Source organism: Hyphomicrobiales bacterium (assembly GCA_030688605.1).
Taxonomy (GTDB): Bacteria; Pseudomonadota; Alphaproteobacteria; order Rhizobiales; family NORP267; genus JAUYJB01.
In genome coordinates, this window is the sequence record JAUYJB010000079.1 from 16,807 (window position 1) to 29,787 (window position 12,981).

Genomic DNA, 12,981 nt, shown 5'->3' on the forward strand with positions numbered 1-12,981 from the left:
CGGCCGGCCCGACCGCGTCCCGACGTCAGGTCTTGAGCTTCAGCATCGCCTGGATGAAGAGCACGACGCCGCTCATCTCCAGGCCGGCCTCGATCGCCGCCGTCAGCCGATAGCCGAGCGTGACGATCGGGTCGCCGCAGGCATCGTGGGCGCCGCTTTCGGGGAACCATTCGGTCGAAAAGTCGATGCCGATCGAGCCGATCACATAGATCGCGCCGGCGACCAAAAACAGGATGCGGGTCTTGGCCGGCAACCGGGCGAGGAACGGGATATAGGCAATCGCGACGATGAGCGCGGCGCCTACCGCCACGGCCGGCCAGGAAACATCGACCAGGGCGCCGAATTTTCGGTGAAGGGCGATAAATTTCTCGATCGCCAACAGGCAAAATCCGATGCCGAGCAGCCGCCACAGGAACCGGATGAAGAGGCGCTCCTCGCGCAATTGACGCGCATGATAGAGGACCGACAGTCCGGCGAAGATCAGGATCAGCGTCGTGAACAGGCCGGCGAAGCTTTCGTTCTCCTCCAGGTCGAACAGCTCGCGCACGTGACAGGACAGTTCCGCGACGCGAAAGTGAATGATCATGGCAACGATGTGGGCGGCGACCAGAACGGCCACCGTCGCCCACAGCCAGATCGGCAGGCGGCGTTCGATGTGTTCAAGTCCGAGGCGGCTCAACATGGTCGGGGACTGTTTACCGGGTTGATGGCTCGAGGTTTTTTGTTATAGAGCATTTACGCCTTCCAACCCGTTACCTCGCGCCGCCATGGCGGTATTCAATCCATGGAGATCCTCGCCGGCCGGATTCCGCCGATGGGTCTCGACGCGCTCGACTCAAGCCGCGCGAACTTTGACCCAATGAGAATGGGAATTCAGGCCTCTATATTGATCATCGCGTTGATGAACAGGACCATGCCGCTCATTTCCATTGCGTTCTCGATCGCCGTTGTAAGGCCGATGCCGAGCGAGGCCATGCGGTCGAAACACGGATCGTAAACCGCCGTGCCGGGAAGCCATTTGGCCGCAAAGTCGATGCCGATCGATCCTGCCAGATAAAGCGCTCCGGCGGCGATGAACAGGTTGCGAGTCGAAGCCGGCAGTCGAAGCAGGAACGGCGCATAGGCGATCCCGACCAGAACCGCGACGGTTGCTCCCAGGGCGGTCCAGGAAACGGGCGCCCAGGAGCTGATGATCTGGTGAACGCCGGCGACCTTCTCGACGGATAGGACGCAAAAGCCAACTCCGAGCATCAGCCACAGAATTCCGGTGGCCCGGTCTTGCTCCCGCAGCCGACGCGCGTGGTAGAGAACCAGCAATCCGGCGAACAGCAGGATCATGGTCATGAAATATTGTCCGAAGCTTTCGTTTTCCTCGAGGTCGAACAATTCGCGCGTATGGCACGGCAGTCCCGTGATGCGAAAGTGAACGATCGAGGCGGCGATGTGCATCCCGACCAGAACGACCACGGCCGACCAAAGCCATTTCGGCAAGCTCCGTCTCAGGTTTCCGAAACCGGGCTGGCTCAACATTGCAGGGGATGGCTCGCTGGATTTGATGGCCTGAAGCGTCCGCCATCTTAGAGCATTTGTATCTTCTGTCCCGATATCTCGCGCCGCCGCCGCGGCTTGCGGCGCATGAGGATGGGCGCTCGCCGCATCGGCCGTGTCCGGGCGTGGCGACAATTCGCCGCGACGTTTAAGCGCATTTAAAGATTTTGCCGCTTTAATTGGGGGCGCGAAGGGGAAGAAGGAAATTCGCGCCTTCGATTTTCCACGCGCGCCAAGAAAGGACCTTGAGCCGGTCCAATTCTCGCCGCCTTCGCCGGGTCAGTTGGACAGGTAACGACGAGGGCGGAAAAAAGTGCGCGGTCTAAATCGGGGGATCGATGCCGTCCGCAAATGTCTGCGGACCCAGGCAAGACCCAATCTTCTGGCGATCTTGGCGTTTTTCCTGTCGACGCAGGCGACGGTCTCCGGGCTTGCCGAATATGCGGAGCTGCGCGCCGGCCTGCGCCTTGGCGACCATGACGGCCTGATTCGCTCCGTGCCGCGGACCTACCGGGCCTCGCTGTTTCCGGGCAGCGACGTCTTCGAGGCCAGGAACGAGCAGCAGCGCGGCGCCTTCCAGTTCGCGAGCCTGGAGGTGGAGGGCGCGCCGGCGAACGGCGGGTTCGGGGACATCGGCGGTTCGCTTACCGGCACGTTCGAGCTGCCTGCGGCGCAGCCGGCCGAGCCGCGCCGCTATCCGGCCGTAAACCGCGCCAACAAGGGCGACCGGCGGGTGCTGCGCGACGGCACGCGGACCGTCAAGCGCATGGACCCGAGAACCGGGCGGCTCGTCAGGCTGTCTCTGCCGGCGCGAGGCGCCGCCGAACTGGCGCTGCGCCACGGTCCGGGGCAGCACGCGGCCGGGCCGGACGGCGTCCCGCTGGCGCCGAACTTCGCCGCGCTTGCCGACACCGGCGAGGGGGCGGCAAGAGCGGAGGCGGGGAATAGCGTGGCGCTCGCCAAGCAGCGCAGCCGCGAGCTGATGTGCCTTGCCAAGGCGGTCTATTTCGAGGCCCGCGGCGAGCCGGAGACGGGACAGCTCGCCGTCGCCCAGGTGGTGCTGAACCGGGTGGCGCATCCCTTCTATCCCGACACTATCTGCGGCGTGGTGTTCCAGAACGAAGACCGGCGCAACAAGTGCCAGTTCTCCTTCGCCTGCGACGGTCGCTCCGACCAGCCGCGCCATCAGGCGGCCTGGGCGCAAGCCATCCAGCTCGCCAAGAAGGCGATGTACGGCAAACGCATCGAGGGCGTCGGCGAGGCGACCCACTACCACGCCACCTATGTCAGCCCGGGCTGGGTCGGCGATATGGTCGAGCAGAGGCGCATCGGCAAGCACATCTTCTACCGCGTCCGCTCCTGGTCGTAATCCCGACGGCCGGCGCGAAAACCCTTCTCCCCTGGCGGGAGAAGGTGGTGAGGCTCCGCGAGGAGCCGAGCCGTATGAGGGGGGACGGGTTGCGCCGCCTACCCCTCACCCAGCTCCGGCTAAGGGGCCTCCGGCCCCAAGCCCGCGCACCCTCTCCCGCAAGGGGAGAGGAGGAGCTTGCCCCCGCCGCCATCGCCGGCGTCGATGGGAACCATCATAAAGTTTTGATTTTCGCCGCCGGCCTTTGCCTTTATGGGTAGCTGCCCCCCGGCCCAGGCGCCTTGGGCGGGGCAACAGCTATTCGGAGCGCCGGCATGACCGTGAGGGCCCGCCCCTGGCAGACCGCCGCCGTCGTCATCATCGCCGGCTGCATCATCTCGCTGATCGCCTTCGGGCCGCGCTCGGCGCTCGGCCTGTTTCTGACCCCGATGACGGAGGCGCGCGGCTGGAGCCGCGAGATCTTTGCGCTCGCCATCGCCATCCAGAACATCATGTGGGGCGCCGGCCAGCCGCTCGCCGGCGCCATCGCCGACCGCTACGGCACCGCCCGGGTGCTGGCGGCGGGCGGCGTCGTCTATGCCTTGGGCCTTGCCGTGACCGCCTGGGCGCCGAGCCCGCTGTGGCTCAATCTCGGCGCCGGGGTGTTGATCGGGCTCGGCCTGGCGGGCGCCTCCTTTTCCATCGTTCTCGCCGCCTTCGGCCGCGCGGTGTCGCCCGAGCGCCGCTCGATCGCCTTCGGCATCGGCACGGCTGCCGGCTCCTTCGGCCAGTTCCTGTTCGCGCCGCTCGGCCAGGGGCTGATCGAACAGATCGGCTGGCAGCAGGCGTTGTTGGTCATGGGCGCGATGATGCTGGCGGTGCCGGTCCTGGCCTTTGCGCTGCAGGGCAAGCCGGAGGTCCCGGCCGCCGGCATGGGCCGCGACCAGACCATCACCGAGGCGCTGAGCGAGGCGTTCGGCTACAGGAGCTTCGTGCTGCTGGTCGCAGGCTTTTTCGTCTGCGGCTTCCAGATCGCCTTCATCACCACCCACCTGCCGCCCTACATCACCGATGTCGGGCTCGACCCGGCGCTCGGCGCCTGGGCCATCGCCATCATCGGCCTGTTCAACATCGTCGGCTCGCTCGCCTCCGGCGTCATCGGCGGGCGCTATTCGAAGCCCATATTCCTGAGCCTCATCTATTTCTCGCGCGCGGTCGCCATCGCGCTGTTCATCCTGCTGCCGCCAAGCCCGGCGAGCGTGCTCCTTTTCGCCGCCGCCATGGGGCTGTTGTGGCTGTCGACGGTGCCGCCGACCTCGGGCCTGGTGGCGATCATGTTCGGCCCGCGGTACATGGCGACGCTGTTCGGCTTCGTCTTTTTCTCCCACCAGGTCGGCGCCTTCCTGGGCGTCTGGCTCGGCGGCCGGCTCTACGACCAGTACCAGTCCTATGAGGTGGTCTGGTGGCTCGGCGTGGCGCTGGGCATCTTCGCGGCCATCGTCCACTGGCCGATCCGCGAGCAGCCGGTCGAACGGCTGGCCGGCGAGGTGGCTTAGCGCGACTTTTCCGTCGTCGGCGGGCCCGGTTTGCCAAGGGGTCGCCCGGGCCGAGTTCGGGCGCCACGATTGGAACGAGCGGCTGGAAGCGGAACTCAGGGCCGCCGGAAGACGAAGGCCGAAGAAATAGTCCGCGGCCGTTCGAATCGCCTCGAACGGTTCCAGGCGACGGACCGCATGCGGCCAACGGTTAATGGATCGTTAATCCATCCCTGAAAAGATGGGATCGTTTCAGGACTCTCCCGGTCCGAAACGCAGACGGGGTTCACGCAGCACTGCAGATCGGCACGGGCGCGCCTGAAGCTTGATGAGGCAGCGAACCGTCTAACGAATTCATGCTGATTTTCTTCCCCGACGACGGAAAGCGGCGATGCTGCCGCGCCGCCCGGCACCCTGCTCGGGAGGGAAGCGGAAGTTCTCTTAAGTCCCGCGCGCCCGTTTTTGCCGAAAACGCCCAAGCGCGACCCGCCAAGCAAGCGTGCGGCACCGCCCGTGCCGGCGCTCGGCGGCATTCTTCATGAGCGCACGAGGTAACGATCATGACCCTCACATTGTCCACCATGCTCGTCGAGCGGACCGACGGAAACCCAATCCTCGTCGTCAAAGGCCGAAGGGGCACGTTCCACGCGCCCTGGGATGCGGCGCGGGCGACCTCGGCCCTGAGGACGAGGCTGCCGGCCGATCAGCTCACGTACGATATCGTGGTCATGGATGGAGAGCCGGGCGAACACCCCCGGGTTTATGGCGCCTCGCCCGAGGCGACTGCTTACGTGCGGACCGTCCTGCCGGATCTGACGAACGGGCCGTGGGACGAGAAAAAGGTCGACTTCTGACGGGGTAGCCGGTCGGCCGAAAGCGTTGGCGGTGCTCTAGCCGGGACACCGCCCGCCGAGCGCGTGCCCGCCCCGGCCCGTCGGCGCCGGCAGCCTCCGCGTGTTCGCGGCGATGGTCCTGTCGCCGATCCGCGAACGGTGGCAGGCGGCCGGCCGGGCCCCGCGAATGTGATCGGAATTCCCGGAGCGGCAACTGGTCTGCTTTCGAACAGTGAATGCCGCCGCGTCCCGGCAACCGGACATCGAGGCGGTTCATGATGATGGCGAGCAAGTTCGAGCCGCAACGTCGTTAACGCCCCATTGACGGCACGGCTCGAAGGCCACCTTTGGGTTTAGGGGCGCCGATACGACTCGGGCCCAATCTCTTGGTGTGAAGCACCATAAGGGAAGGCCCGAGCCATGCAACGAACCGGCAGCCGAACGATTGCGACGACCATCGCATGTTGTCTCATCCTCACCGGTGCCGCGCCGGCTTTCGATGCCCTTAATGCCCTCCATTTCCCCTTTTTCGGCGCCGATAAAGCCTGGGCCGGAAAGGGTAAGGGGGGCGGCAAGGGTAAGGGGGGTGCCGACCCCGCAGAAAGTGCGGTGAGTGCCGGCCCCGGGAAAAGTGCGGCGAGTGCCAAGGGGATTGGAAAGAGCCGTGCGGCGTCTTCATCATCCTCGTCGAGTTCCTCCAAGAGTAAGGGCCGCGATCTTTTTGGCGAGTTGCTCGACAGCGTGTTCGGCAAGTCGCAGAAGGCGGCGGCGACAAAGACATCGCCGCAAAAGAAATCCACTCGGGTGACCGCGGTTCCGGCGATGCGGCCCCAAGGCACGCCAAAGGCCGTCGTGCGCCAGTATGCGCTGGCTACCGGCTTGAAACAGGGTGAGCTTGCCAGCGCCCTCAAATCGTGGAATTCGCTGAACCGGAACACGCAGGCCTATTTGAACAATATGAACAACCCCAAGTCGCTTCCGGGCCTTCAGATCGCTTATATCCGCGAGAATTTGAAATCCCAGGCGGCGCTCGATTCCTTCATCGCGCTAGGAGGCGATCCGAGCAGTCCGCCCGCGGAGGCAGATTATGCTGCGGCCCAAGCGGTGCTGGATGCGCAGGCCGCGCTCGATGCGCAGGCGCTTTTGGATGCGGAGGCAGCGGCTCCCGGCACCTATACTCCGGACGAGGTTGCCGCGGCGGAGGCACTGGTTTCAGCCTATTCGGGCGATCCGCAAGCGGTGATCGATGCTTATAGCGGCGACGACCCCCAAACGGTCGTCGACCAATACGACGCCTGGAGCGACTATCAGACGGCGGAAACCGCGGCGCAGGACGCCTTCGCGGCGGCAAGCGTCAGCTACGGCGCCTCCTACGACCAGGCGAAATTGGATGAGGTCCGCTCCTATGTCGATGCCATCGTCGAAATGAAGGAGCTCGATACGCTGGTTGCGGACTTCGACGCGGCAACCGCCGCAAGCGAAACGACGACGGCAGCCTCCGCGGCCGAGTAGCAGCCCTCTTACCCCGCCGGCGAGATCCGCTTCATCTTGATCTCGTCGGCGCGGCCATTGCGGCGGAGGAAAACTTGCCTTGGGGCCGCCGCCTCCGCGTACCGCTCTGAGTGCTGCTGGTCGCCTGTTCCGTGGCGATTGTGATGCGGGATTCGGGGTTCTGGCGGATTTGACTCGGTTCGGGCCCCGCCCGCGCGAGATAACTTGGACCGACAAGAGCACCGCTTCTCGATGTCCCAACCTGCGATCATGCGTCTCCGTGTGGCCTTGCCCTTGGCTGCCCGGCATGGCACGAGCTTTGCCGTGATCCACACGCAGTCGGCAGGGGCAAGATGACCGACCGGTTCAAGGCAATCCTGATTTCCAAGCGCGACGACGGCCAGTCGGTCGACATGGTCGAGATGGGCGCGGACGAGCTGATGGAGGGCGATGTCACGTTGCGCGTCGCCCATTCGACCGTCAACTACAAGGACGGGCTGGCGCTGACCGGCAAGCTGCCGGTGGTGCGCCGTTGGCCGATGATCCCCGGCATCGACTTCGCCGGCACCGTCGAGACGTCGAGCCATCCCGACTACAAGAAGGGCGACAAGGTGGTGCTCAACGGCTGGGGCATCGGCGAAACCCATTATGGCGGCTATGCGGGGCTCGCCCGCGTGCCCGGCGACTGGCTGGTGCCGCTGCCGGAGGTGTTTTCGACCGCCCAGGCCATGGCCATCGGCACCGCCGGCTACACGGCGATGCTGTGCGTGCTGGCCCTGGAGCGCCAGCAATTGACGCCGGACAAGGGACCGATCGTCGTCACCGGCGCCGCCGGCGGCGTCGGCTCGGTGGCGATCGCGCTGCTGAGCAGGCTCGGCTACGCCGTCATCGCCTCGACCGGGCGGGTCCGGGAGGCCGACTATCTGATGTCTCTGGGCGCCGCCGAGATCATCGACAGGCAGGAGCTTTCCGGCCCCGCCCGGGCGCTCGGCAAGGAGCGCTGGGCGGGCGGGGTCGATTCGGTCGGCAGCCATACGCTTGCCAACGTGCTGTCGATGACCAAGGCCTACGGCGTCGTCACCGCCTGCGGCAATGTCGGCGGCATGGACCTTCCCGGCAACGTCGCCCCGTTCATTCTGCGCGCGGTGTCGCTGATCGGCGTCAACTCGGTGACCGCGCCGAAGCCGCTGCGCCTGACCGCCTGGCGGCGGCTGGCCAAAGACCTCGATCCGGCGAAGCTAGAAGCCATGACCGCGACTATCCCGCTTGACGAGGTACCGCGGGCCGGCGCCGACATCATCGCCGGCAAGGTGCGCGGCCGCCTCGTGGTCGAGGTTGGCTGAGCGAAGCGCCAAGCAGCTGCATATGCAACCATAATATCTCCCGCCGCTTCGGTGCCCCATATCCAATTCCCGACCCGCGGCTCCAAGTCGTAAAGATAGCCCCGCCGCGTCGCTCACCCTGATAAGCCGGAGGAGGCGCAAAAGCGAACTTGCTGGAAGCATAACATGTATATACGAATGAAATGCCGCCCGCGCTCGATTCACCCCGCGGGACGGCGTTAACGGTCCGTTAACGGATGCGCGTGCATATGCAGCTATTCCGGTGTGCGGGCGGCCGTGACGCTGCCGGAAGCCGCCGCGGCGTCCGGCGAAAGCGGAGAAAGGTAAGATGAGCGATCTTCACTGCACCTGCTACCGCCTGCGCAAGGCAGCGCGGCGGATCACGCAGATTTACGATCAGCACTTGGCCGAAACCGGCCTGACCGCGAACCAGCACGGCATGTTGACCGAGCTTGCCCGCTCCGGGGCCCTGTCCATGGGGCGCCTGTCCGCCCTCATCGGCATGGATGCCTCGACGCTGACCCGCAATCTGCGTCCGCTTGCCCGGCGCGGGCTGATCGAGGTCGCAACGGCGCGCGACAGGCGCGCGCGCGAGGTGCGCCTGACTAAGACCGGGGCGGAGCGTCTTGCCGCGGCGCTTAAGCCCTGGCGGGCGGCGGAAGGCGCGGTCATGCGCGCGCTCGGCCAGCGCGACGCGGCCCTCCTCAACGACCTCCTGGCCCGGGTGGCAAGCGAAGCGCCCGCCGCCGACCGGCCGTCGCGGACCGAGCGCCCGCGCACGAGCGGGCCTTCCACCGGCCGCGGACGGAGCGCGCGGGCGCCCGATGGCCCCGCCAAGCGACCGCCCGCGGCGGCGTAATCCGCGCGCATTCCCTTAAGGGAATGTTCGGTGTCCAGGGAATTTTTCGTTAACGTAATATCGCCGATCTTTGATTACGCATACGTAAGTCTAGGCATACCTGCCTTGCCGGGCTTGGAAGAAAATCCGCCACTTGCGAGCGGGGCCGCAGGGCGCGGCTCATCGGCCCCCCGGCTCGGCGGCCGCCGTCCTCAGAGTGCCGCCGGCAGCACGAAGGGCCGGCCGGAGAGCGCCAGCACGCCGCGGCCTATCGCCTCGGCCGCCGCCACCATCCGCCCCTTGCGATCAAGCGCCCCATCGCCGAGCGCGACGATGCGCGCATTGGGCGTCGCCTCCGGCGAGGCCCCGCGCAGGCGCCGTGCGACGGCAAGCTCGTCGGCATGCGGGTTGAGCGCGCAAAGCGCCACGAAGGCCGCCGCCGTGGAGCGGCTGATGCCGGCCCAGCAATGGATCAACATCGGCGCGCGCCGGTCCCAGGCCAGAGTAAAGCGCACCAGGTCTGCGATATGCTCATCGCCCGGCGCGACGAAGCCGTCGGCGGGCGCGGCGATGTCGTTCATGCCGAGCTTCAGATGGTTTTCCGGCACGATCCCCGCCGGCGTGTCGATCATCAATTCGCGATTGATCAGCGTCACCACATGGCTCGGCCCATGGGCGGCGATCACGCTCGCTACGGCGCTGAGCGGGCAGACATGGATTTGGGCGGTCATTCGTTTGCGGCGCGGGTCGTTTCGATTCGGAACCTATCTCTCGATTGAGAGCCTTTTATGTAGTGCGGCTTCAGGCCCGTTGCAGGGCCTCGATGCGCCTTCGGTAGCGCCGCTCGGCCTCCGCCGCCGGGATCGGCTTCAGGCGCGGCAGCCCGCCGGGCGCGTTCAGGCCGCGCGGGCGGCCGAAATATTTCGCCGCCTCCGCTTCCGAAAAGCCCGCAAGCTGCGTTGCCTCCGCATAGGCCGCCGCCTTGTCGGCGCGCTTGATCAGCGCGGCGATGGGCCCAGGCAACAGCCCTGGCAGGCCGAAACGGACATGAATGATCTGCAACAGCCGCCCCTCGAACGCCCTGTAGTCGAGCCCGACGGCCGCCTTGAACGGGCTGATCAGGTCGCCGATGACATATTCCGGCGCATCGTGCAGCAGCGCCGCCAGCCGCCAGCGCGGCTCAAGCTCCGGCGAAAGGGCGCATGCCAGCTTCTCGACCAGTAGCGAATGCTCGGCGACGGAGAAGGAATAATCGCCGATCGTCTGGCCGTTCCAGCGCGCGACCCGGGCAAGCCCGTGGGCGATGTCCTCAAGCTCGACATCGAGCGGCGAGGGGTCGAGGAGGTCGAGCCTGCGCCCCGAGAGCATGCGCTGCCAAGCCCGCGCGGATGGAGGCGCCGCGGCCGATCTTGGCGCTGCCTTGCGCGCTCTCTCTCTCATGAGGGTTTGTCCGCCGCCGCGGCGCGTTCCCAGATCGGCGCGAGCACCGTCACCACCGCCTTGCCGGCCATGATCGCCTCGCCGGCGCTTTGGGCCGCCTCCACCCGGTCGAGCCGCATCAGCGCCAGGCCCCTGCCGCCCGCAACCGAGCCGAGCCGGCCTGCCGGCTTGCCCCCGGCGCGCAGCTCGGCGCCGGGCTCGGGCTCGCCGTCGATGGCGACCGGCACGATGCGGCTCCTCGCCGTGCCGCGGTGCTCCATGCGCGAGACCACCTCCTGGCCGATAAAGCAGCCCTTGGTGAAGGAGACGCCGCCGAGCCGGTCCATGTCCGCCTCGTGCGGAAAGGTCTCGCCGAGGATAAAATCGAGCCCGCCTTCGGGAATCCCGAGCCCGATCCGGTGGGCGTGATAATCGGCAAGCGGGACGGCCTCGGCGCCCGCCTTAAGCAGCCGCCGCTCCGCCTCGCCCGTGGCCACGATCGCCCGCAGGCCGAGCGCCTCGTGCCGCGGATCGGCGAAGAAATCCTTGCCCCTCTCGCCCCCGCCTTCCGCCCCCCAGAGGGCGAGGACGGCGCGCGCCCCACTTTCATCTTCGATCTCAACTTTCGCCCGCAACCTATAGAACATCAACCGTTTGATGAGTTCGCCAAGCGCCTCGCTGCGGCCGTCGATGAGGAAATCCCCGTCGCCCGCGCGACGGATCAGAAAGTCGAACAGGATCTTTCCCTGCGGCGTCAGCAGGGCGGCAAAGCGGGCTTCGCCGTTCGCCATGCCCGCCACATCGGCGGTGACGAGCCCGTGCAGAAACCGCTCCGCCTCCGCGCCGCCGACGCGGATGACGCCGCGGTCGGAAAGGATTGCGCCCTTCAATTTTTCCATGCGATCCGCCTGCCGCCGAAAAAGACCCTTTGCGTCGATGTCCTGGGAGATTTACGAAGGCGCGGGACCGCGCGCAAGGGGCGGCGCGAATTCGTGACGGATTAAGGAAGGGGCGCATGGCCCGCATCTACGACCTCCTGCTCAAGGGCGCCACCGTCGTCAACCAGGACGGCGCCGGCGTCCGCGATGTCGCGGTCAGCGGCGGCCGCATCGCGGCGCTCGGTGAAATCGCCGGCGGCGCGGCGGGCGAGGTCGTCGACTGCACGGGCCTGCACATCCTTCCCGGCGTCATCGACACCCAGGTGCATTTCCGCGAGCCCGGCGGCGAGCACAAGGAGGATCTGGAGACGGGCTCTCTGGCCGCCGTCATGGGCGGGGTTACGGGCGTCTTCGAGATGCCGAACACCAGTCCCCCGACGGTGAGCGAGGCCGCCCTTGCCGACAAGGTCCGCCGCGCCTCGGGCCGCATGCATTGCGATTTTGCCTTCTATGTCGGCGGCAGCCACCAGAACGCCGAAGAGCTCGCCGCCCTGGAGCGGCTTCCCGGCTGCGCGGGGGTCAAGGTCTTTGCCGGCTCCTCGACCGGCGACCTGCTGGTTGCGGACGACGCCGGCCTCGCCCGTATCCTTGCGGCCGTCTCCCGCCGCGCCGCCTTCCATTCCGAGGACGAATTGCGCCTCAACGAGCGCCTCGGCGAGCGCATCGCGGGCGATCCCGCCTCGCACCCGGTCTGGCGCGACGCGGAGGCCGCCCTTTCCTGCACCGCCCGGCTCGTCGCCCTTGCCCGCGCGGCGGGAAAGCGCATCCACGTCCTGCATGTCTCCACCGCCGAGGAGATGGCGCTCCTGGCCGCGCACAAGGACATCGCCAGCGTCGAGGTCACCCCGCAGCACCTGACGTTAACGGCACCCGAGGCCTATGAGCGCCTCGGCACGCTCGCCCAGATGAACCCGCCGATCCGCACCGGCCGCCACCGCAAGGGGCTGTGGGCGGGGCTTGCCGCCGGCGTCGCCGACATTCTGGGCTCCGACCACGCGCCGCACACGCTGGCGGAGAAGGCCAAGCCCTATCCCGCCTCGCCGTCGGGCATGCCCGGCGTGCAGACGCTGGTTCCCGTGATGCTCGACCATGTGAATGCGGGGCGGCTCAGCCTCGAGCGCTTCGTCGACCTGACGTCGGCCGGTCCGGCGCGGCTGTTCGGCATCGCCGGCAAGGGCCGCATCGCGGCGGGCTACGACGCCGACCTCACCGTCGTCGACCTCAAGCGCCGGGAGACCATCACCGAGGATTGGTGCGCGTCGAAATGCGGCTGGACGCCGTTTTCCGGCATGGAGGTCACCGGCTGGCCGGTCGGCACCGTCGTGCGCGGCGCCCGCGTCATGTGGAACGGCGAGCTGACGGCGCCTTCCACCGGCCAACCCATCCGCTTCCACGAGGCTTTGCCGACGGGGTAGGGGGCGCGGATTTCGCCGCCACCCATACCTGAACCTCGTCACCCCCGAACTTGATCCGGGGTCCATTCCGACGGCCCCTCGTCTTGTCGAGCCGCAATGGCATGGGTTGCCCCCCGGTATCGCCCCCCAAGTGCCGTAGGCAAGCCGGGCGCGCTCCCGAGGGCAGACTTGTCAAAGCCCGGCTACGACGAGGGAAGGAGGTGGCGCACAGCAAGCGTGGCCCGACATAGCGACATGTCCGCCGTAGCTCCACGAGCGGAGGCGGAAGCGAAA

At 67.0% G+C, this 12,981-nt stretch carries 12 protein-coding genes; 7 read left to right on the forward strand and 5 right to left on the reverse strand.

The genetic code is table 11. The features are described from left to right. Window positions 1–25: 25 nt before the first annotated feature. The gene (locus Q8P46_09315) at window positions 26–682 is read right to left on the reverse strand and encodes a hypothetical protein (GenBank protein ID MDP2620360.1); all 657 of its coding nucleotides are present in this window, start codon (window positions 680–682) and stop codon (window positions 26–28) included. A 191-nt stretch (window positions 683–873) separates the two neighbouring features. Then, a complete protein-coding gene (locus Q8P46_09320) occupies window positions 874–1,491 on the reverse strand; it encodes a hypothetical protein (protein ID MDP2620361.1) in 618 nt (205 codons plus the stop codon). Between the two features lie 370 nt (window positions 1,492–1,861). Here Q8P46_09320 and Q8P46_09325 point away from each other — a divergent pair, with 370 nt between their 5' ends. The 6 genes from Q8P46_09325 to Q8P46_09350 all read left to right on the forward strand — a co-directional run bounded on the left by Q8P46_09325 (window position 1,862) and on the right by Q8P46_09350 (window position 8,957). Beyond that, window positions 1,862–2,917, forward strand: a complete 1,056-nt coding sequence (locus Q8P46_09325; GenBank protein MDP2620362.1) for a cell wall hydrolase — start codon at window positions 1,862–1,864, stop codon at window positions 2,915–2,917. Window positions 2,918–3,231: 314 nt separating this feature from the next. After that, complete coding sequence (locus Q8P46_09330; protein MDP2620363.1) at window positions 3,232–4,452, forward strand: MFS transporter; 1,221 nt, start codon at window positions 3,232–3,234, stop codon at window positions 4,450–4,452. A gap of 539 nt (window positions 4,453–4,991) precedes the next feature. Beyond that, window positions 4,992–5,285 (forward strand): hypothetical protein, encoded by a 294-nt coding sequence (locus Q8P46_09335; protein MDP2620364.1) that lies wholly within the window; start codon window positions 4,992–4,994, stop codon window positions 5,283–5,285. 783 nt (window positions 5,286–6,068) lie between these two features. Next, complete coding sequence (locus Q8P46_09340; protein MDP2620365.1) at window positions 6,069–6,776, forward strand: hypothetical protein; 708 nt, start codon at window positions 6,069–6,071, stop codon at window positions 6,774–6,776. A 332-nt stretch (window positions 6,777–7,108) separates the two neighbouring features. Continuing rightward, window positions 7,109–8,098 carry an MDR family oxidoreductase gene (locus tag Q8P46_09345; GenBank protein ID MDP2620366.1) on the forward strand — a complete coding sequence of 330 codons (990 nt, stop codon included), beginning with the start codon at window positions 7,109–7,111 and terminating at the stop codon, window positions 8,096–8,098. 328 nt (window positions 8,099–8,426) lie between these two features. Further along, window positions 8,427–8,957: a MarR family winged helix-turn-helix transcriptional regulator gene (locus Q8P46_09350; protein MDP2620367.1), complete on the forward strand. Its 531-nt coding sequence runs from the start codon at window positions 8,427–8,429 to the stop codon at window positions 8,955–8,957. Window positions 8,958–9,148: 191 nt separating this feature from the next. Here the strand turns inward: Q8P46_09350 and Q8P46_09355 are convergent, their stop codons facing one another. From Q8P46_09355 to Q8P46_09365, 3 genes are all read right to left on the reverse strand, one after another. Beyond that, window positions 9,149–9,667: a tyrosine protein phosphatase gene (locus Q8P46_09355; protein ID MDP2620368.1), complete on the reverse strand. Its 519-nt coding sequence runs from the start codon at window positions 9,665–9,667 to the stop codon at window positions 9,149–9,151. A gap of 70 nt (window positions 9,668–9,737) precedes the next feature. Then, entirely contained in the window at window positions 9,738–10,376 is a 639-nt protein-coding gene (locus tag Q8P46_09360) for an HD family hydrolase (GenBank protein ID MDP2620369.1), read from the reverse strand. After that, complete coding sequence (locus tag Q8P46_09365) at window positions 10,373–11,254, reverse strand: folate-binding protein YgfZ (protein ID MDP2620370.1); 882 nt, start codon at window positions 11,252–11,254, stop codon at window positions 10,373–10,375. Before Q8P46_09365 ends, Q8P46_09360 begins: the two co-directional genes overlap by 4 nt. Window positions 11,255–11,370: 116 nt before the next feature. Here Q8P46_09365 and Q8P46_09370 point away from each other — a divergent pair, with 116 nt between their 5' ends. Next, window positions 11,371–12,708: a dihydroorotase gene (locus Q8P46_09370; protein ID MDP2620371.1), complete on the forward strand. Its 1,338-nt coding sequence runs from the start codon at window positions 11,371–11,373 to the stop codon at window positions 12,706–12,708. The last annotated feature ends 273 nt before the right edge of the window (window positions 12,709–12,981 follow it).

What these genes read in the sequence shown, in the direction of transcription:
- Q8P46_09315 (MDP2620360.1), bottom strand. Translation starts at nt 682, where the DNA reads ATGTTGAGCCGCCTCGGACTTGAACACATCGAACGCCGCCTGCCGATC.
- Q8P46_09330 (MDP2620363.1), top strand. Translation starts at nt 3,232, where the DNA reads ATGACCGTGAGGGCCCGCCCCTGGCAGACCGCCGCCGTCGTCATCATC.
- Q8P46_09335 (MDP2620364.1), top strand. Translation starts at nt 4,992, where the DNA reads ATGACCCTCACATTGTCCACCATGCTCGTCGAGCGGACCGACGGAAAC.
- Q8P46_09345 (MDP2620366.1), top strand. Translation starts at nt 7,109, where the DNA reads ATGACCGACCGGTTCAAGGCAATCCTGATTTCCAAGCGCGACGACGGC.
- Q8P46_09350 (MDP2620367.1), top strand. Translation starts at nt 8,427, where the DNA reads ATGAGCGATCTTCACTGCACCTGCTACCGCCTGCGCAAGGCAGCGCGG.
- Q8P46_09355 (MDP2620368.1), bottom strand. Translation starts at nt 9,667, where the DNA reads ATGACCGCCCAAATCCATGTCTGCCCGCTCAGCGCCGTAGCGAGCGTG.
- Q8P46_09360 (MDP2620369.1), bottom strand. Translation starts at nt 10,376, where the DNA reads ATGAGAGAGAGAGCGCGCAAGGCAGCGCCAAGATCGGCCGCGGCGCCT.
- Q8P46_09365 (MDP2620370.1), bottom strand. Translation starts at nt 11,254, where the DNA reads ATGGAAAAATTGAAGGGCGCAATCCTTTCCGACCGCGGCGTCATCCGC.
- Q8P46_09370 (MDP2620371.1), top strand. Translation starts at nt 11,371, where the DNA reads ATGGCCCGCATCTACGACCTCCTGCTCAAGGGCGCCACCGTCGTCAAC.